Source organism: Variovorax sp. CCNWLW235, from assembly GCF_037204085.1.
Taxonomy (GTDB): Bacteria; Pseudomonadota; Gammaproteobacteria; order Burkholderiales; family Burkholderiaceae_C; genus Variovorax.
The window spans coordinates 88,372-105,958 of sequence record NZ_JBBCBW010000014.1 but is presented as its reverse complement, the minus strand read 5'-3'; the positions used below and the strand labels follow the sequence as shown (position 1 = coordinate 105,958).

The 17,587-nt window shown below is 67.5% G+C and carries 16 protein-coding genes; 4 read left to right on the top strand and 12 right to left on the bottom strand.

All coding sequences use genetic code 11. The annotated features are described in order from the left end of the window. Positions 1 to 24 precede the first annotated feature (24 nt). The 10 genes from V9L21_RS16800 to V9L21_RS16755 are packed head-to-tail and all read right to left on the bottom strand — an operon-like array spanning position 25 to position 10,153. Entirely contained in the window at positions 25 to 585 is a 561-nt protein-coding gene (locus tag V9L21_RS16800; RefSeq protein ID WP_337313734.1) for a DUF1003 domain-containing protein, read from the bottom strand. After that, positions 572 to 1,414, bottom strand: coding sequence for a TIGR04290 family methyltransferase (locus V9L21_RS16795; RefSeq protein WP_337313732.1), 843 nt, complete (start codon positions 1,412 to 1,414; stop codon positions 572 to 574). Before V9L21_RS16795 ends, V9L21_RS16800 begins: the two co-directional genes overlap by 14 nt. A gap of 11 nt (positions 1,415 to 1,425) precedes the next feature. Then, on the bottom strand, positions 1,426 to 2,523 hold the full coding sequence (locus tag V9L21_RS16790) for a CgeB family protein (protein WP_337313730.1): 1,098 nt from the start codon (positions 2,521 to 2,523) through the stop codon (positions 1,426 to 1,428). Further along, the gene (locus V9L21_RS16785; protein ID WP_337313728.1) at positions 2,520 to 3,626 is read right to left on the bottom strand and encodes a CgeB family protein; all 1,107 of its coding nucleotides are present in this window, start codon (positions 3,624 to 3,626) and stop codon (positions 2,520 to 2,522) included. The genes V9L21_RS16790 and V9L21_RS16785 overlap by 4 nt, the downstream gene beginning before the upstream one ends. Continuing rightward, complete coding sequence (locus V9L21_RS16780) at positions 3,623 to 4,744, bottom strand: CgeB family protein (RefSeq protein ID WP_337313727.1); 1,122 nt, start codon at positions 4,742 to 4,744, stop codon at positions 3,623 to 3,625. Before V9L21_RS16780 ends, V9L21_RS16785 begins: the two co-directional genes overlap by 4 nt. Next, on the bottom strand, positions 4,732 to 5,901 hold the full coding sequence (locus V9L21_RS16775; RefSeq protein ID WP_337313724.1) for a glycosyltransferase family 4 protein: 1,170 nt from the start codon (positions 5,899 to 5,901) through the stop codon (positions 4,732 to 4,734). Before V9L21_RS16775 ends, V9L21_RS16780 begins: the two co-directional genes overlap by 13 nt. Beyond that, positions 5,891 to 6,940 carry a Gfo/Idh/MocA family protein gene (locus V9L21_RS16770; RefSeq protein WP_337313722.1) on the bottom strand — a complete coding sequence of 350 codons (1,050 nt, stop codon included), beginning with the start codon at positions 6,938 to 6,940 and terminating at the stop codon, positions 5,891 to 5,893. The genes V9L21_RS16775 and V9L21_RS16770 overlap by 11 nt, the downstream gene beginning before the upstream one ends. A gap of 11 nt (positions 6,941 to 6,951) precedes the next feature. Continuing rightward, positions 6,952 to 7,905 carry an MDR/zinc-dependent alcohol dehydrogenase-like family protein gene (locus V9L21_RS16765; protein WP_337313720.1) on the bottom strand — a complete coding sequence of 318 codons (954 nt, stop codon included), beginning with the start codon at positions 7,903 to 7,905 and terminating at the stop codon, positions 6,952 to 6,954. A gap of 2 nt (positions 7,906 to 7,907) precedes the next feature. Then, positions 7,908 to 9,038 carry an NAD-dependent epimerase/dehydratase family protein gene (locus V9L21_RS16760; protein WP_337313717.1) on the bottom strand — a complete coding sequence of 377 codons (1,131 nt, stop codon included), beginning with the start codon at positions 9,036 to 9,038 and terminating at the stop codon, positions 7,908 to 7,910. Next, positions 9,035 to 10,153 carry an NAD-dependent epimerase/dehydratase family protein gene (locus tag V9L21_RS16755; RefSeq protein WP_126748702.1) on the bottom strand — a complete coding sequence of 373 codons (1,119 nt, stop codon included), beginning with the start codon at positions 10,151 to 10,153 and terminating at the stop codon, positions 9,035 to 9,037. The genes V9L21_RS16760 and V9L21_RS16755 overlap by 4 nt, the downstream gene beginning before the upstream one ends. Positions 10,154 to 10,450: 297 nt before the next feature. On the opposite strand from V9L21_RS16755, the gene V9L21_RS16750 reads away from it, so the two are divergent. Then, on the top strand, positions 10,451 to 11,602 hold the full coding sequence (locus V9L21_RS16750) for an inositol-3-phosphate synthase (protein WP_337313714.1): 1,152 nt from the start codon (positions 10,451 to 10,453) through the stop codon (positions 11,600 to 11,602). Next, positions 11,599 to 12,555, top strand: a complete 957-nt coding sequence (locus tag V9L21_RS16745) for a beta-xylosidase (protein ID WP_337313712.1) — start codon at positions 11,599 to 11,601, stop codon at positions 12,553 to 12,555. Before V9L21_RS16750 ends, V9L21_RS16745 begins: the two co-directional genes overlap by 4 nt. Here V9L21_RS16745 and V9L21_RS16740 read toward each other — a convergent pair. Further along, the gene (locus tag V9L21_RS16740) at positions 12,474 to 13,526 is read right to left on the bottom strand and encodes a UDP-glucuronic acid decarboxylase family protein (RefSeq protein ID WP_337313711.1); all 1,053 of its coding nucleotides are present in this window, start codon (positions 13,524 to 13,526) and stop codon (positions 12,474 to 12,476) included. The two genes, V9L21_RS16745 and V9L21_RS16740, sit on opposite strands and share 82 nt — an antisense overlap. Before the next feature lie 36 nt (positions 13,527 to 13,562). After that, complete coding sequence (locus V9L21_RS16735; protein WP_337313709.1) at positions 13,563 to 14,948, bottom strand: UDP-glucose dehydrogenase family protein; 1,386 nt, start codon at positions 14,946 to 14,948, stop codon at positions 13,563 to 13,565. 207 nt (positions 14,949 to 15,155) lie between these two features. Here V9L21_RS16735 and V9L21_RS16730 point away from each other — a divergent pair, with 207 nt between their 5' ends. Together V9L21_RS16730 and V9L21_RS16725 are read left to right on the top strand one after the other, a co-directional pair. After that, a complete protein-coding gene (locus tag V9L21_RS16730; protein ID WP_337313707.1) occupies positions 15,156 to 15,689 on the top strand; it encodes a protein-tyrosine phosphatase family protein in 534 nt (177 codons plus the stop codon). Next, positions 15,689 to 17,449 carry a hypothetical protein gene (locus tag V9L21_RS16725; protein ID WP_337313705.1) on the top strand — a complete coding sequence of 587 codons (1,761 nt, stop codon included), beginning with the start codon at positions 15,689 to 15,691 and terminating at the stop codon, positions 17,447 to 17,449. The genes V9L21_RS16730 and V9L21_RS16725 overlap by 1 nt, the downstream gene beginning before the upstream one ends. The last annotated feature ends 138 nt before the right edge of the window (positions 17,450 to 17,587 follow it).

The following is a 17,587-nucleotide window of genomic DNA, read 5'->3' as shown; positions in this document are numbered from 1 at the left end:
GGAACAGCCGGCCGAGAGGTCGCCCTACTCGTCCGGCTGCCCGGTATCTTTCGAAGGGCGCTCGATGCGGTCGAGCACCCGTTCCGGCGAAACGTTCTCCCGGAGTTCGTCGAGCTCCGGGTCGTGCGCCGCCGGAATGTCCATGCGTTTTGCGATCTCCGTGACCAGGGTGATGACCTTCGTGATCTCGTGCTCGCCCAGCAGGCTGATCTGAAGATCGAGGTCGGCGCGCTGGTCCGCCAGCGCCGCCATGCGGTTCTGGCTGATCATCACGAAGGTGGAGATGAAGATGGCCTCGACCGACGCCACCATGGCCAGCACCACGAAGGTGGGGTCGAAGGCTCGCACCATGGGCACCCACCCCAGGTTGACGACGATCCACCCCCCATAGATCAGCAGATGCAAGTACACGAACTTCATGCTGCCCGCAAAGCGGGTAATGGCGTCGGCAATCCGGTCCTGCAGGCCGGTCGATATCTTCTGCTGCTGGCGCCGCCGCACCAGCGCGGCAATGTTGCGGTCGACCACGCCCGCGACGGGCGGCTCTCCGGCCCGGCCTTCCTGGCCTGGTTCAGCCGCCGCCACGGATCACTCCCGTGGCCGACTCGTATTGCGAACCATAGATGGCGCGTGCGCCCTGCGCCTGCGCATCGGGCACGCACAAATAGATCTCGTGACCCGGCCGCGCCTCGACGCGAAGCCCGCTGGAACGCAGCATGGCCTCCACGCCGGCATGGTTGGGTGCCCACCAGTTGGTCGGGTCGTTGGCAAGCCGGTGTTCGATGAAAGCCATGCGCGGCCATCCGCTCTCGAGCAGCGGCGTGCGGTCGTCGATGTTGCAGTCCGCCGTGTCGGTATAGACCGAGTCGCCCGGCATGGTGAGCGTCTGGAACATCATGATGCGGCGCGTGCGCTCGGCCAGCAGGTCGAGCGCGAGCAGCGGATAGCGCAGGTGATAGAAGACGCCCATGAACCAGACAAGGTCGAAGGTTTCGGCGGAGCGCGCCAGGTCGTACACCTGCATTTCCCGAAACTCCACTTGCGACTCCATGCCCAGCTGGCCGGCGGCCCACCGCGCCTGCGCAAGGTAGTGCGCATCGACATCGATGCCCAGCACCGAGGCACCGCGCCGCGCCAGCTCGAAGCTGTAGAAGCCGGCGTTGCAGCCCACGTCGAGCACTCGCCATCCGCTGAGGTCTTCCGGCACAAAGGGCTTGATCTCCTGCCACTTGAAGTTGGGAAAGTCGCCGCCGAGAAAATGCTTGGGCAAGGTTTGCACGCCCCCGGGCAGGTGCAGGTTGTGGAACCAGGGGCCCAGCGCCTCGATCTGCTGGCGAGCGGAGTCTCCGCCTGGTTCGGCTGCCGTGGTGGCGGCGGTGGCCGCGCTTGATTTCTGGTTGTTGTGCATGTGCATGCCTCCTCTTTTCATGCCGCCTCGCGCACTTGCAGCAGCGTGCGGGCGTAGCCTTCGAGCTCGGCGGCGCGGTGGGCGGCGGTGTGCTCCGAAAGAATGCGCCGGCGCGCGCGCTCGCCCACGGTGCGGCGCTCTTCTTCCGGCAGTTCGCGCAGGAGCCGCAGCACTTCGCCGGGCGAATCGGCCAAAAAGATCTCTTCGCCCGGAACGAGCAGCGATTCGATGCCGTCCCAGCGGTCGCTGATGATCGGCGTGCCGCACGCGGCCGCTTCGAAGATGCGCACGCTGGGCGACCAGCCGGCCTGGATCATGTCGGCGCGGGTCACGTTGAGCGTGAAGCGCTGCCGGTTATAAAAATCGCGGTGCATGGCCGGCGGCAAGTGCGCCGTGTAGCGCACGTTCCGCGGCCATTCGATGCTGACCGGGTACTGCGCCCCGGCCACTTCGAAGCGCCCCTGAGCCCATTGGCGCGCGGGCTCGAGCAGCAGCGCTTCGAGCGTGGGCTGGCGGTCGTCGCTGTAGGTGCCCATGTAGCCGAGGTCGCAGTCCCGCGCCACGGGTTCGGGGTAATACAGCTCCGGGTCGACCGAGCAGTAGAGCATGCGCGCGGCGGGCGAGCCGAACTCGCGCTCCAGCCGGTCGAGCGTGGGGCCGCCGGTGAAAGACAGGTACATGTCGTAGCCCGCAATCTGCCGCGCCTGCAGGTAGGTGGTGCCTCCGCGTGCGAGCGCGGCCAGCGTAACCGGCGTATCGATGTCGTAGAAGGCGGTGCGGCCCGGTGCCTCGGCCTGCACCCAGTCGCCGACGGCCACGCCGTCAGGCACGAAAGAGCCGACGATCACCAGGTCGGCCTCGCCGATCTGCGCCGCATGGTCGCGCTGCAGGCTGGCAACGTCGGCATACAGCGCGGTACGGCCAAAGGGTGGATCGGGCAGGTCGCGGTGCCCGGCATACCAGGGCACGTCGCGTTCGAGAAACAGCACGTCGTGCCCGCGGCGCGCCAGTTCGCGCACAAGGCCGCGATAGGTGGTCGCGTGGCCGTTGCCCCAGGAGGAAGTGATCGAGAGCCCGAGGATGACGATCTTGAGCGGTGAAGCCTGCATGCTCATGCCACCTCCAGCGCGTGTGCGGCGTCGCGGCCTTCGAGCAGCGCCTCCAGCTGCGCGGCGCGGTGCGCATAGGTGTGCTCGGCCAGCACGCGCCGGTATGCGGCCTCGCCGATGCGGCGCGCGCTGGCGGCGTCGAGCTGGCGCACATGCGCCGCCACATCGTCGCCATTTGCAGCCACCAGCACTTCCTTTCCGGGCTCGAGGAAAAGCTCGATGCCCTCCCATGCATCGGTGATCAGGCAGGCGGCGGAGCCGGCCGCTTCGAACACGCGCGTGGCCGGCGAAAACCCGTAGCGCGCCATGCTGTCGCGGCTCACGTTGAGCACGGCCATGGGCGTGCGGTTGAATGCGTTGTGGTCGGCGGTGTAGACATGGCCGACGTAGCGCACGTTGCTGGGCATGGCCTTGTCGCTCCAGCCGCTGCCGCCCAGCAGAAAGCGCTGCTCGGGCAGCAGGCTGGCGGCGCGAAGAAAGAACTCTTCCACACGCGCCTCGCGGTCGGGCAGGCGGTTGCCGAGAAAGCCCAGGTCCGCCTCGAAGCGTGCATCTGGCCCGACCGGGTGATGCGTGGAGGGATCGAGTGCGTTGTAGATCGGAATGCAATCGCGCGCGCCCGCACGGCGGTAGGCCTGCACCACCGGGTCGCCGCCGCCGTAGGTCAGAACCATGTCGTAGCGCGGCACCAGCGCATGGAAAGGGTCGGCCGCATCGGCCTGCAGCCGGTCGAGCGTGGCGGGTGCATCGACGTCCCAGAACACGACGCGCGTGCCCGGGCCCTGCAAGTCGAGCACGGCCTCTTCGAGCAGCGCATCGAACACGCCCACGCCGCTGGCCTTCACCACCAGGTCGGCGCCGCGTGCATGCTCGACCATGCGGCGCGCATTGGCATCGCCCTCGCCCGGATAGACGATGACCTCCGCCCAGTCGGGGTCGTCTATGTCGCGGTGCTGCTGGCGGCCGAAGGCATCGGGCTCGTAGAAGCGCACGCGATGGCCTCGCTCGTGCAGCGCGCGAACCATGCCGCGGTAGTAGGTGGCGGCGCCGTTCCAGTAGGCCGACACGAGGCTGGAGGCAAAAAAGGCGATGTTCATCTTTTTCTTCATGCGGGAATGCTCCGGAGGTGAGTGGGCTCGGCTTCGAGCTCGGCGTGAATGGCCAGTAGCTCGTCGACGCGGTGGGCGCAGGTGTGGCGGGCAAGCACGGTCTCCAGGCCCTGCTCGCGCAGCGCGCGCGCCAGGTCGGGGTCGTGCAGCACGTCGCGCAACTGGCGGCGCATGGCGCCGCCGTCGTTGGCCACCAGAAAATCGCGACCGGGCGTGAACAGCCCTTCGGCATCGTTCCACGGCGCGGAAACCAGCGGAATGCCGCAGGCCAGCGCCTCGAACACGCGAATGGTCGGAATGCCCGGCAGCGCCTGGACGTAAGGCCTGCGCGGCACGTGCACCGTGACGCGGTGGCGGGCAAAGACACGCGGCGCCCGGTAGTTGGGGAGCCACCCGCCAAAGTGGACGCGGGCCGCACGCAGGCGGTCGAGCGCCCTGTCGGGGTAGCGCACGCCGTGCACGCGCGCCTTCAATCGCAAGTCGTGCACCGGCTGCAGCAGGAACTCGTCGAGCTCGGCCTCGCGCTCGTCGTCGCCCCAGTTGCCGATCCAGACCAGGTCGCCCTCCTCCACTTCATCCGGTATCGGGTGGAAGTGGCGGATGTCGGCGGCCTCGTGCCAGGTCCACGCACGGCGCGCCCAGCCCTTCTTTTGATAAAGGTCGCGGATCACGTTGCCGAAGGCCAGCACGCCGTCGTAGTGCGCGAGGTCGTAGCCGGCCATGCTCTTTTCTTCGGTGACCGAACGGTGGTGCGTGTCGTGAAAGAAAAGCCGGTAGCTGCCGCCGTCACGTCGGTGAAGGCCGATGCGGCGCACCAGTGCATGGTCGTTCCATTCATGCACCAGCACCACGTCCGCGTCTTGCAGCGCCTCGTCGAGATCGAGCGTGGCGGGGTCATAGGTGGTGCTGTGCAGTTCCGGGTACACCCGCGCAAACTCTTCGAGCGGCGCCTGTCCGTGCTCGGCCTGCAGGTTGGTGCGGCTCCATGCGCCGTGCGGCTCGTACACCGCAAGCTCGTGGCCGCGCGCAAGCAGCTCGCTGCACACGCCGCGCAAAAAGTGCGCATTTCCATGGTTCCAGTCGGAAACGAGCGAATGGCAGAACATCACGAAGCGCATGCGGCCTCCTTTGTTTTTCTTCGGGCCCGCCCCGCGCCACCCGCGCGGGACGTTGCCGCCGCGAGCAAGCGGCCGTAGGCGGACATGTAGGTTTCTGCCATGCGCGCCGGCGTGAAATGCCGCGCACGCTCCGCAGCCCGGCGCGCCATCTGCTGGCGCAGCGGCGCATCGTCGATCAGCCGCATCAGGGCCGCATGCAGCGCATCGTGGTCGTCCGGCTGCACATACAGCGCGGCGTCGCCCCACACTTCGCGCAGGCTCGGCACGTCGCCCAGCACCAGGGCGCATTGCGAAAGCGCCGCCTCGAGCGCCGAAAGGCCGAAGGGCTCGTAGCGTGCGGGCAAGGCATAGATCGATGCGCGCGCGAACTGGGCGGCCATGGCGTCGGGAGCCAGCTCGCCGAGCCACAGCACGCCGGGCGCCTGGATGCTTTTCTCGCCGGCACCCGGTGCCGATGCCGGTCCGGCCACGCACACCGGCCAGGGCAAACGCGTGGCCACGGCCTGCAGCGCCGACACGTTCTTGGCGGCGTCCCACAGCCTGCCGGCCGAGAGAATGACCGGCTCCTTGTCGCCCGGAGCGAACATGCCCGCGCTGCGGCCGTTGGGCAGCACCAGCCCGCCGTGGATGTAGCCATAGTCGAGCGCGAGCGACGAGAGCATGGCTTCGGTCGGCGCGCCGACGAGGTCGGCGCCGTCGAGCCCTTGCCGCACCGTGCGCCGGTAGGTGTCCCAGCTCGCCGGCGCAAGCTGGCGATGCACCGCGCGCCACCACGAGGCCACGCACGAATGAGCCACCACGAGCTTCGGTGCCGCGAACGGAAGCGCGCCGAAAGCGAACTGGTTCAGGTGCACCACGTCGGGAGCCAGTTCGCGTTCGAGCCCGAGCAGCCACTGGCCGGCGCGGCGCACGTCGTCCCACGGGTTCTCCATCCACTCGAGGCGCCACTCGCCCGCGTGCAGTTCCAGGCTCGCGAGCGATGCAGCCTGCGCGCGCTGGGCCGGCGTGGGTAGCGCGCCCATGGTGGCCAGCGACACACGCACGCCCCGCTCGGCGAGCGCAGCGGCAAGCTCCAATGCGTGGCTCCAGACGCCGCCGACCGTGTCGGCGGTCATCAGTACATGGCGCGGCGCTTGTTGCGGTGTTTCAGCGTTCATAGATCGCATCCAGCACGGCCGCCACCTCGGTCAGCCGCTCGATCTCGGGATCGAAGGCACCGCCGTTCGCGAGCGCGCGCGCCCAGTGCACGGCGGCGCGCCCGCCCCAGTCGTCGGGCGGCGACGCGAGCGGTATTGCACGCGTGCCGTCGAAACGCTCGGCGACGAAGTCGTAGAAGGAGCCGCCGACGTTGCGGAACGAGGCTCCGCCGCGCGTGCCGTGAAAGTTGGCTTCAATGACGGCGTCCCGGCCCGCCGGCAGGTTCCACGAGCACGCGAGCCGCGCCACGCAACCGCCCGCAAGATCGATCTGCGCCACCGCATGGTCTTCGACGACCGCCGAAGGCAACGCCAGGCGCCGGCCGCCCGCATGAAGGCGGCTCGACACCGCCTCGACACGCGGAAAGCCCAGGGTCCAGAGCGCCAGGTCGACCATGTGGATGCCGAGATCGATCACGCAGCCGCCACCCGAAAGCACCGGGTCGCGGAACCAGGGCTTGTCGGGGCCGTAGGCGTTGTGGAACACTAGGTCGACGGCATACACATCGCCGATTTCCCCAGCGGACACCAGCTCGCGGATGCGCTGCATGCCCGCCGTGCGCCGGTACGACAGGTCGACGCCCAGCAGCCGGTCGGCGCGCCTGGCCGCGTCGATCACGCCCCTGGTCTCCTCCGCGGTACGTGCCAGCGGCTTCTGGCAGAACACTGCCACGCCGCGCGCAAGCGCCGCCTCGGCCTGCCGCGCATGGAGCGCGCTTGGCGTGGCGATCACGAGCCCGTCGAGATCGCGTTCGAGCAACGCATCGAGCGAGCGCAAGCTGGCCGCGCCGGGCGCCAGCGCGCAGGCGGCTTCGCATGCATCGACCTGCGCATCCGCCACTGCAGCGATTTCCGCCAAGCCGTCTTTCGCAATGGCTTCCATGCGGTTCCTGCCGATCCAGCCGACGCCCAGAAAGCCGAGCCGGGGCCGTCGAAGCGGCGCTGCCTGCGTGCCCGCGGACGGCGCAGTCGCCAGCGCCGGCTCCAGCGCATTCATCATGTGCGCCGTCCTCACGTGGTCACCACCGCTTTCAGAAAACCGTCGGGCCGGGTGCGCGTGAGCTCCAGCGCCTCGCCCAACCGGTCGAGCGGCAGGCGGTGCGTAAAGAGCGGCTCGGCATCGAGCACGCCCGCGGCCATCATGTCGACGGCTTCGCGGATGCCCTGCACGTACATGCGCGGGTCGCGTTCATGCGCGTTGATCACATCGATGCCGCGCCAGTTCCACATCTGCATGTTGACCTGGCGAGTCCCGTCCTGGTGATAGCCCGCAATCACGAGGCGGCCGCGCTCGCCGGTGATCTCTCCGGCCAGGTCGAGCGGCCACTGCAGGCCGACGGCCTCGATGGTGCGTTCGCACATCTTCTCGCCGGTGAGGCGCTTCACCTCGTCCAGGATGCGCCAGTGGTCGTCCATCACGATGGTGTGCGCGGCGCCCGCGTGGCGCGCAACCTCCAGCGCAAAGGGCCGGCGCGATATGGCAATGACCCGCGCGCCCGCCTGCGTGGCAAGCCGCGTGAGAATGGCCCCGAGAAACCCGATGCCGACGATGGCCACGGTCTGGCCGGCGCGGATGTCGCTGCGGCGAAAGATGTTGACCGCGCAGCCCAGCGGCTCGCCGGGCATGGCCACATCGGCGAGCGAAGCCGGCAACGGCACCACCGAGCCCGCATCGGCCACGTCGTATTCGGCATGCGCGCGGTAGGTGAGCGCGGCCACGCGGTCGCCCACGGCCAGGCCGTTGACGCCCTCGCCCACCGCCGCCACGCGGCCCCAGCCTTCGTGGCCCGGCGCACCGGCCGGCTGCGGGTATTCGAACCATGAGCGGCCCTCCCACAGCGGCAGGCTCGATGCGCAGACGCCCGAGCCCTCGAGCTTGAGCAGCACCTGGCCCGCAGCCGGCTCGGGCGTATCCACCTGCCGCAGGACAGCCTGTCTTGGCGAAGCAATGACACTGGCGAACATGCTCACCTCCCGGCCGCTGCAAGCACCGGGCGGCGCTGGCCGCTCTTGCGGGCGGTGGCGGGTTGCGCCCGCATCTCGCGCAGCCACTGGTGCAGCCGCTCGATGCCGTGCTGCGCATCGACGGCGGGTCGCCAACCCGTGGCGGCCTCGAAGCGGCGCGTGTCCGAGACGTAGTAGCGCTGGTCTCCGGTGCGCCAGTCTTCATGCGCGGTTTCGGGGCGCCTGCCTTCGAGCACTTCGATCTGGTCCAGCAGGTCGAGCAAACTGATCACGTTGCGCGGCCCGCCGCCGATGTTGAAGGCGCCGCCGGCCAGCTTGCCGATATGGCGCTGCGCCAGCACGAATGCATCGACCAGGTCGTCGACGAACAGGATGTCGCGCACCTGCTTGCCGTCGCCGAATAGCGTGATGGGTTCGCCGTCGAGCGCGCGCAACAGGAAGTGCGCCACCCAGCCCTGGTCTTCGGTGCCGAACTGGCGCTGGCCGTAGATGCAGCTCATGCGGAAGACCACGGTCTTCATGCCGTAGCTGCGCGCGTAGTCGTGCACGTACTGGTCGGCCGTTCCCTTGGAGCAGCCATAGGGGCTGTGAAAGTCGAGCGGCCGCGCTTCGGAGATGCCGTGGCTTGCAATGTCGGACGTCACCGGTCCATAGCGCTGGCCCTCGAGCTTGAGCTCCACGTCTTCCAGGCCGCCGTAGACCTTGTTGGTCGATGTCATCAGCACCGAGGGCGGCACCGGCTGCGCGCGGGCCGCCTCCAGCACATTGAGCGTGCCCAGCGCGTTCACCGCAAAGTCTTCGCGAGGGTCGACCAGGCTCGTGGTCACCGCGACCTGCGCCGCAAAATGAAAGACGTGGTCGGCCCGCGCAACCGCCCGCTCCACCGCGGCGGCATCGCGAATATCCGCAACAGCCACGTCGAGGCCGGTCGCATGGTTCTGCTGCAGCCAATCGAGGTTGCGTTCCACGCCGGGGCGCGAGAGGTTGTCGAACACCAGCACGCGGCGGCCTTCGGACAGCAACCTGTGTGCGAGGTTGGCCCCCACGAAGCCCGCGCCACCCGTGATGAGCGTGACCCGATCCTTGCCGTTGAGCGCGCGCCGGGGAGTGAGTACTGCGTCCCGGCTGTTCATATGGCCAACCCGCGCGCGGAAAGCTCTGCACTCGCTTGCGCCACGCGGTCGACCGCCGCTTGCCCCTCCAGCCAGGCTGCGAGCTCGGCCAGGCCGTCTTCCAGGCTCACGCGGGGCGAATAGCCCAGCACGCGGCGCGCCTTGGATATGTCCGCATAGCAGTGGCGTATGTCGCCGACGCGGTACTTGCCCGTGATTTCGGGCAGCAGGTTTTCCTTGCCCACGGCCTCGGCCACGCGCTGCGCGATGTCTCGCACGCTGTAGGCCTCGCCGCTGCCGATGTTGAACACCTCGCCAGCAGCGGCCGGCATTTCGAGTGCAAGCCGCGAGGCGCGCGCAATGTCGTACACGCTCACGAAGTCGCGCTGCTGGTGCCCGTCTTCGAAGATCTTGGGAGGACTGTCGTTGAGCAGGCGCGACGCAAAGATCGCGAGCACGCCGGTGTACGGGTTCGAGAGCGCCTGCCGCGGTCCATAGGCGTTGAAGAAACGCAGCGCCGCGGTTGGAATGTTGTACGCCCGGCCGATCATGAGGCACATGCGCTCCTGGTCGAACTTGGACAACGCATACACCGACGCAAGCGCAGGTGCCTTGTCTTCCGGCGTGGGCGCGGGCACCAGTGCGAGGCCGTCCTCGTCGCGCCATTCCCAGTCGCCGCGCCGCAGCTGCTCGAGCGTGCGCTCCTGCACCGTGCGGAGCTCGCCGCTTGCGGTGCGGTAAAGGCCTTCGCCATACAGGCTCATGCTCGATGCGACGATCAGTTTCTTCACCGGCTTTTCGATCAGCGCCTCCAGCAGCACCGCGGTGCCCAGGTTGTTCACCCGCGTGTAGTGCGCCACCTCGTACATGCTCTGGCCCACGCCGACCGCCGACGCGAAGTGGTAGACCGCGTCGACGCCCTTGAGCGCATTGCGCACCGCGGCCGGGTCGCACACGTCGCCGACGACGAGTTCGATGTCGGCCTCCAGGTAGTCGGGCCTGCGCCCGCTGTCGCCATGCACCTGCGGCGCAAGGTTGTCGAGAACGCGAACGCGATAGCCGTGGGAGAGAAGCTCGTCTGCGAGATGCGAGCCAATGAAACCGGCGCCGCCGGTGATGAGAATTTGCTGCGACATGAAACCCCTTTTTGTTTGAGCCGGCGGCGAATCGTCGAGGGAGAAATCTTCTTTTTCAACGCCTTGGCGAAGGCCTAAATTCGACGAAAAATTGCCGCCTTCATGTGCGAAGGTACTTACCTGTGTGTAGGCGCGATGCCCGGTTACTCCACTGCAGAGTTGGGTCTGTGCATCGAGGGTGTTTCGCGTGCGCGCGAGGCTTCAAACGAGCGTAGATTGCGAAGGAACAAAGCTTCGGCTTGTGTTCAATCACGTCCGCCCCGCGCATGCGCGGCGGCTCTCGCAAAGGTCTCCAACATGAGCAAGATACGTGTCGCAATCGTCGGTGTGGGCAACTGCGCCTCCTCGCTGGTGCAGGGTGTTCATTTCTATGGCAACGCCCAGGGCACCGACTTCATTCCCGGCCTGATGCATCTCGATCTCGCGGGATATCGCCCGTCGGACATCGAGTTCAGCGCGGCCTTCGACGTGCATGCGCAAAAGGTCGGGCGCGACCTGGGCGAAGCCATCTACGAGGCGCCCAACAACACCATCCGCTTTGCCGATGTGCCCAGGCTCGGCGTGCCGGTGCACCGCGGCCCCACGCACGACGGCATCGGCACCTACCTGAAGGAGGTAGTGCCGCTCGCGCCGGGCAAGGCGCAGAACGTGGCGAAGATCCTGAAGGAGACGAAGACCGACGTGGTCGTCTCCTACCTGCCAGTGGGCTCCGAGAAGGCGACCGAGTGGTATGCACAGCAGGTGCTGGAGGCCGGCTGCGCCTTCGTCAACTGCGTGCCCGTGTTCATTGCATCGCGGCCCGAGTGGGAAAGGCGCTTTGCCGAACGCGGCCTGCCGATCATCGGGGACGACATCAAGTCGCAGGTGGGCGCGACCATCGTGCACCGCATTCTTACCGACCTGTTCAGGAAGCGCGGCGTTCGGCTCGACCGCACCTACCAGCTCAACTTCGGCGGCAACACCGACTTTTTGAACATGCTCGAACGCGAGCGGTTGCTGTCCAAGAAGATCTCCAAGACGCAGGCCGTCACGAGCCAGCTCGGGCATCCCATGAAGGCCTCCGACGTGCATGTGGGCCCAAGCGACCACGTGCCGTGGCTGGACGACCGCAAGTGGTGCTACATCCGCATGGAAGGCACCACCTTCGGCAACGTGCCGCTGCAGTGCGAGGTCAAGCTCGAGGTGTGGGACTCGCCCAACTCCGCCGGCGTGGTGATCGATGCGGTGCGCTGCGCCAAGCTCGCGCTCGACCGCGGCGTGGGCGGCGCGGTGCTGGCGCCTTCGAGCTATTTCATGAAGTCTCCGCCGCAGCAGTTCACCGACGACGAGGCGCGCGAGCTGGTGGAGGCATTCATTCGCGGCGACGCCGAAGCCGCCGCCCCGCCCGAACGCAAAGCTCGCGCGCATGAGCATGCGCCGCGCCACACGAAGAGGAGCAAGCTCGCATGATCGAAGCCGTCAAGTTCTGGAACGAGCCCAACAACAAGTCGCACTGGGACCTCGAGCTCGACCCCGACTGGTCTGCCTATGCGCAGATGGTCAAGCTGGCATCGAGCGCGGTGCGCGCGGAGAGCGGCACGCTCACGCAGGTGCTCGGCGGCATCTCACCCATCGACGCGCACTTCATGGTCGGGCTGCGCGACCGCGGCGTGCTCGACGGGCTCGATGCGGTCGCGGTGCACGGCTTTCCGCTGGACTGGAACAACTGGCAGATTCATGAGTGGCCGCGCCGCATTGCCGAGATCGAGGCCGTGACGCACCTGCCGGTGTGGGTGACCGAAGTGGGCGTGTCGACCTTCGGCGCTGAAGAGGTGCAGGAGTTCGGGCTGCGCCGCACGGCGGAGCTGCTGATCGGCCGGGTGCCGCGCATCTTCTGGTATTCGCTCTACGACCTGCCCCAGGCCTGGCCCGCAACCACGCGGCACCGCGAGGCCGAGGGATCGAGCTATTACCGGCACTTTCACATGGGCCTGCTGCGCGAAGACGGCACGCCCAAGCTTGCATGCGAGCAGTTTGCGAGCTACACGCCCTCGATGGGCATTTGCCAGTGGTTCCACTTCGAAGACCACCGGCTCGACGACGCGGTGCGCTGGCTCGAACGGCTGGGCGTGCGCCACCTGCGCACCGGGCTGAGCTGGGCCGACAGCTTCCGGCCGAACGCCGAGCGCTGGTTCGACCGCCAGATGCGTGCGCTGGAAGACTTCGACGTGACGCTGACCTTCTGCTTCACGCCCGAGCACCGCGGCATTGCGCCGCACCACACCAGCCCGCCGCAGCAACCCGAGGAGTTTGCCGAGTTCTGCGCGAGCATGGTCCGGCGCTATGCGTCGAACCGGGCGTGCACGGTGTTGCCCTTTGCGGCCGCGGGCACCACGGCGCCGTCGCGCATGCCCGCGAGCTGAGCGGGCGACAGCTCTCCGGCCGAGAGCAGGCCATCGAAGTATTCGATGGTGTTGCGGAGGCCCTCTTCGAGCTGCACGTTCGGCTGCCAGCCGAACATTTCCTTGGCAAGGCGGATGTCGGGCCGACGCTGCATGGGGTCGTCCGAAGGCAGCGGCGCGAACGCGAGCTTGGACGACGAGCCCGTGAGCCGGATGACCTGCATGGCAAGCTCGCGCACGGTGAACTCGACCGGGTTGCCGATGTTCACCGGGCCCGGCCCGCCGGGCGAAGCGTCCATGAAGCGGTTGAGCCCTTCCACCAGGTCATCGACAAAGCAGAAGCTGCGGGTCTGCAGGCCCTCGCCGTAGATGGTGATGGGGTCGCCGCGCAGCGCCTGCACGATGAAGTTGGACACCACGCGCCCGTCCCGCGGATGCATGCGCGGGCCGTAGGTGTTGAAGATGCGCGCCACGCGAATGTCCACCTGGTGCTGGCGGTGGTAGTCGAAGAACAGCGTCTCGGCGCAGCGCTTGCCCTCGTCGTAGCAGCTGCGCACGCCGATGGGGTTGACCTTGCCCCAGTAGCTCTCGGGCTGCGGATGCACGTCGGGGTCGCCGTACACCTCGCTGGTGGAAGCCTGCAGGATGCGCGCGCGCACCCGCTTGGCAAGGCCGAGCATGTTGATGGCGCCATGCACGCTGGTCTTGGTGGTCTGCACCGGGTCATGCTGGTAGTGCACGGGCGAGGCGGGGCACGCCAGGTTGTAGATCTGGTCTACCTCGACATACAGCGGAAAAGTAATGTCGTGGCGCATCAGCTCGAAGTGCGGATTGCCGAGCAGGTGCTCCACGTTGCGCCGCGTTCCGGTAAAGAAGTTGTCTGCGCACAGCACGTCGTGGCCTTGCGCCAGCAGCCGCTCGCAGAGGTGGCTCCCGAGAAAGCCAGCGCCTCCCGTCACGAGTATGCGGCGTTGGGAGTTGTAGACACGCATGATCGAAGCTCCTGTTGTGTGTTTGTCTGTCTTTGTTCAGCGGCCGATGGCCAGGTAGTCGAAACCCTGCGACCGGATCTCGGGGTCGTACAGATTGCGTCCGTCGAAGATCAGCGGCTGCCTGAGCGCGGTCTTCAGCGCGCTGAAGCTGGGGCTCTTGAAGGCCTTCCAGTCCGTGAGGATGACCAGCGCGTCGGCGTCTTCCGCGGCCTGCATCGGGTTCTCGACGTAGCGCAGGCGCGCAATCAGCTCGGGCATGCCGTCCAGGTCGCCCGCAAGCACCCTGCGCGCTTCGGCAATGGCCACGGGGTCGTGCGCAACCACTTCAGCGCCACGCACCAGCAGCGCCTTGATCACCAGGCGACTCGGCGCTTCGCGCATGTCGTCGGTGTCGGGCTTGAAGGCCAGCCCCCACACGCCGAAGCGGCGGCCGCGCAGGTCTTCGCCGAAGCGGCGGACGATCTTTTCTATGAGCACCTGCTTTTGCGCATCGTTCACCGCGCGCACCGCCTCCAGCACCTGCAAGCGCTGGCCGTGCGTGGCGGCGGTGTGCACCAGCGCCTGCACGTCCTTGGGAAAGCAGCTGCCGCCGTAACCCAACCCCGCATACAGAAAGCTGTAGCCGATGCGCGGATCGGAGCCTATGCCGCGGCGCACCTGCTCGATGTCGACGCCCACTTTTTCTGCAAGATTTGCAAGCTCGTTCATGAAGCTGATGCGCGTGGCGAGCATGGCGTTGGCCGCGTACTTGGTGAACTCGGCCGCCTTCACGTCCATGTGGATCATGCGGTCGCGCTGCCGGTTGAAGGGCGCATACAGGCGGGTCATCACTTCCCTGGCATGGCGCCCCGCGTCGCCGGGCTCGGTGCCCACCACGATGCGGTCGGGCCGCATGAAGTCATCGACGGCCGCGCCCTCTTTCAGGAATTCGGGGTTGGACACGATGGCGACCGGGACCCCCTGCAAGCCGCTGCCCGCGGCGTGGTCGCCGTTGCCGCGGCGCTCTGAAAGCTCTTCCTCGATGGCTGCGCGCAGCTTGCCGGCGGTGCCCACCGGCACGGTGGACTTTTCGACCACCACCTTGAAGCCCTGCATATGGCGGCCGATGCTGCGGCCGGCGGCTAGCACGTATTGCAGGTCGGCACTGCCGTCTTCGCCGGGCGGCGTGCCGGCCGCGATGAAGATGAGGTCGCCGTGGTGCACGGCCCGGGCCACGTCGGTCGTGAAGAGCAGGCGGCCGGTGCGCACGTTGCGCTCGATGAGCTGCGGCAGGCCTTCCTCGTGGATCGGCACGCCGCCCGATTGCAGGATTTCGACCTTGCGCTGATCGACGTCGAAGCAGACGACTTCATTGCCGATCTCCGCCAGGCAACTGCCCGTGACGAGGCCTACGTAGCCGGTACCGAGGACTGAAATTTTCATGGGGAGAGGACGGATGAGTGCCGATGTTCGTGGTGGTGCAAGCGTGCTGAAAAAACCTAGCAGAAATTTTTCGACGAAGGAACAGGACAGCACCGTGGTGCATGGTTGACTGCATTGATGAGCGCAAATAACGTGGCGCATCGAAAACAGAGGCGGCGCCCTTCGGGCATGCCGGTTGCCATGAAATTTTTTCGACGACTGCGAACGATGACGACGACCTGGACACCCAACTTCAGCTGGATCACGCAGGAGCTTGCCGTCGGCGGCAGCTTTCCGTCGGAGCGGGCCGAAGAGCTCGCCTCCGCGCATCGCATTCGCGCGGTGGTCGACCTGCGCAACGAGGCCAAGGACGACGAGGCCGTGCTGCACCGGCACGGCATGACGCTGCTGCATTTGCCGACCGAGGACATGTGCGGCGTCGATGCCGCGCAGCTCGATGAAGGCGTGGCCTTTGCCAGCGCCGCGCTCGACCGCGGCGAGCGCGTGCTCATTCACTGCGAACACGGCATCGGCCGCTCGGCCACGCTCGCGCTGTGCGTGATGGTGTTTCGCGGCGCCCGCCCGCTCGATGCGCTCGAGCAGATGAAAAGCCGCCGGGCGCTGGTGTCGCCCTCCCCCGCGCAGTTCGCCTGCTGGAGCGAATGGCTCGCGCGCCATCGCGAACTGAACCGCGCACCGTGGGAGGTTCCGGACTTCGATGCGCTCCAGGCCATTGCGTACCGCCACATGCGGATTCGCTGATGCTGGTCTATGGAGACGCGACGCGGCGTGAGCCGGCCGCCCGAAAGCTGGCGCGGCTGCGCGGCCAGCTTGCGGATGCGCGGGCTTCGCCGGCGGGCATTGGCAGGCACAGCTTGCTCATCGATGCGCTCATCGAAGCGGGTGAACTGGTTCAGGGCGTTGCGGATGCGCGCTTTCGTGCGGCCGGAAAGCGCGACGCGCCATCGCCCGAAACGGATGCGGCCATGGCGCTCACCATGGCGGTGGCCAGGCTGTGCGCACAGTCGTGGGAGGCAGCCTTTGCGCACGATTTGCAGCAAGGTCCGCTGGAAGATCTTCTCGCCGCGTGCGAGGCACCGCTTTCTTCCATCGAGCTGGAAGTGAAGCAGCCAGAAGGCTACGCGTTCTATGCGCTCTATCCGGAAGGCCACTTCGCCGCCGCCAAGCGGCTGCGGCCCGGGCTCTGGCGCGTAATCGGCCTTCGCAGCATCGGCACCAGCCTGGCCGCGATTACGGCGGTGGCGCTCGATGCGCCTGCGCCGCTCACACTGAGGCCGGTCGGGCATCCCTTCGATCGCCGTGTCTCGCTCGGCGACACGCCGCTCGCAAGGCCCAGCGCGCACCACGCCATCGTCGACGAAGGGCCGGGTCTCTCGGGATCGTCCATGGCGGGCGTGATACGGCAGCTGCGCGATGAAGACGTGCCCGTGGACCGCATCCATCTCTTCCCCGGCCACGCGAACGGCCCGGGGGCGCAGGCCAATGATGAAACGCGCGCATTGTGGAAGCAGGCGTCGGTGCACGTGGTCGGGTTCGACGAACTGATCTTGCACGCCGAGCATCCCGCGCATCGGCTGCAGGGCTGGGTCGAGGCGCTGGTCGGCCCGCTTCAGGCGCCGCTCGCCGATGTCACCGGAGGTGCATGGCGCCGCACGCATGGCGATCATGGCGATGTGCCTCCCGCGCATCCATGGCAGGAGCGGCGCAAGTTTCTGGCCCACAGCAGCGGCGGCGAGACCTGGCTGGTGAAGTTCATCGGCCTGGGCCACGCCGCGCGCCAGCGCTTGGGCTGTGCGACGAGGTTGGCGGAGGCCGGCTTCTCCCCTTTTGTTGCGGGCCTTTGCCATGGCTTCATGGTGGATCGATGGCACGGCGAGATGGCGCCGCTGTCGCCCACTCGCCTGCAATGCGCGGAACTGCGGGCGCGCATGGGCGAGCGCCTTGCCGACTACATCGCTTTTCGCGCGCGCAGCTTTCCTGCCGCGGAGGAAAACGGCGCGTCGCTGCAGGCACTGTATGAAATGGGGCGGCACAACAGCACCGAGGCACTTGGCAGCGGGCTGGCGGCCGCGTGGGATCGACTCAAGGGACAGGCCGAGCGGCTGCAGGGCCGCGTGCGCCGCGTGATGACTGACAACCGCATGCACGCATGGGAATGGCTGGCGGACGACAGCCGCATCCTCAAGACCGATGCGGTGGACCACCACGCGGGCCACGACCTGATCGGCTGCCAGGACGCGGCTTGGGATGTCGCCGGTGCGCAGGCCGAGTTGGGGCTGACCGCCGAAGAGCTGAGCCGGCTGGTCGACGGCCTCTTGCGGCGCGGCTGCCGGATCGACCCGGAGTTGCTGGGCTTCTACGCGCCGGCTTACCTTGCCTTCCAGTTGGGCCACTACCGCCTGGCGGCACAGGACGCTCGCAGCCACGATGAGCAAAGTCGCCTCGAGTCGCAATGCGAGCGCTACACCCAGGCGCTGCGCGACCAGCTCGCAAGCAGCTGAGAAGTCACTCCAGAGCGCCTGCGAACATAAGTCCTCAGCCCACCGGGCTCGAGGAGCCTGTATGTAGTCTGCGCTGCCAGCCACACGAGAAACGTTCCTACGCGAAGCGCCCGGGGCCGCCCTGAATCTGCGATTGGG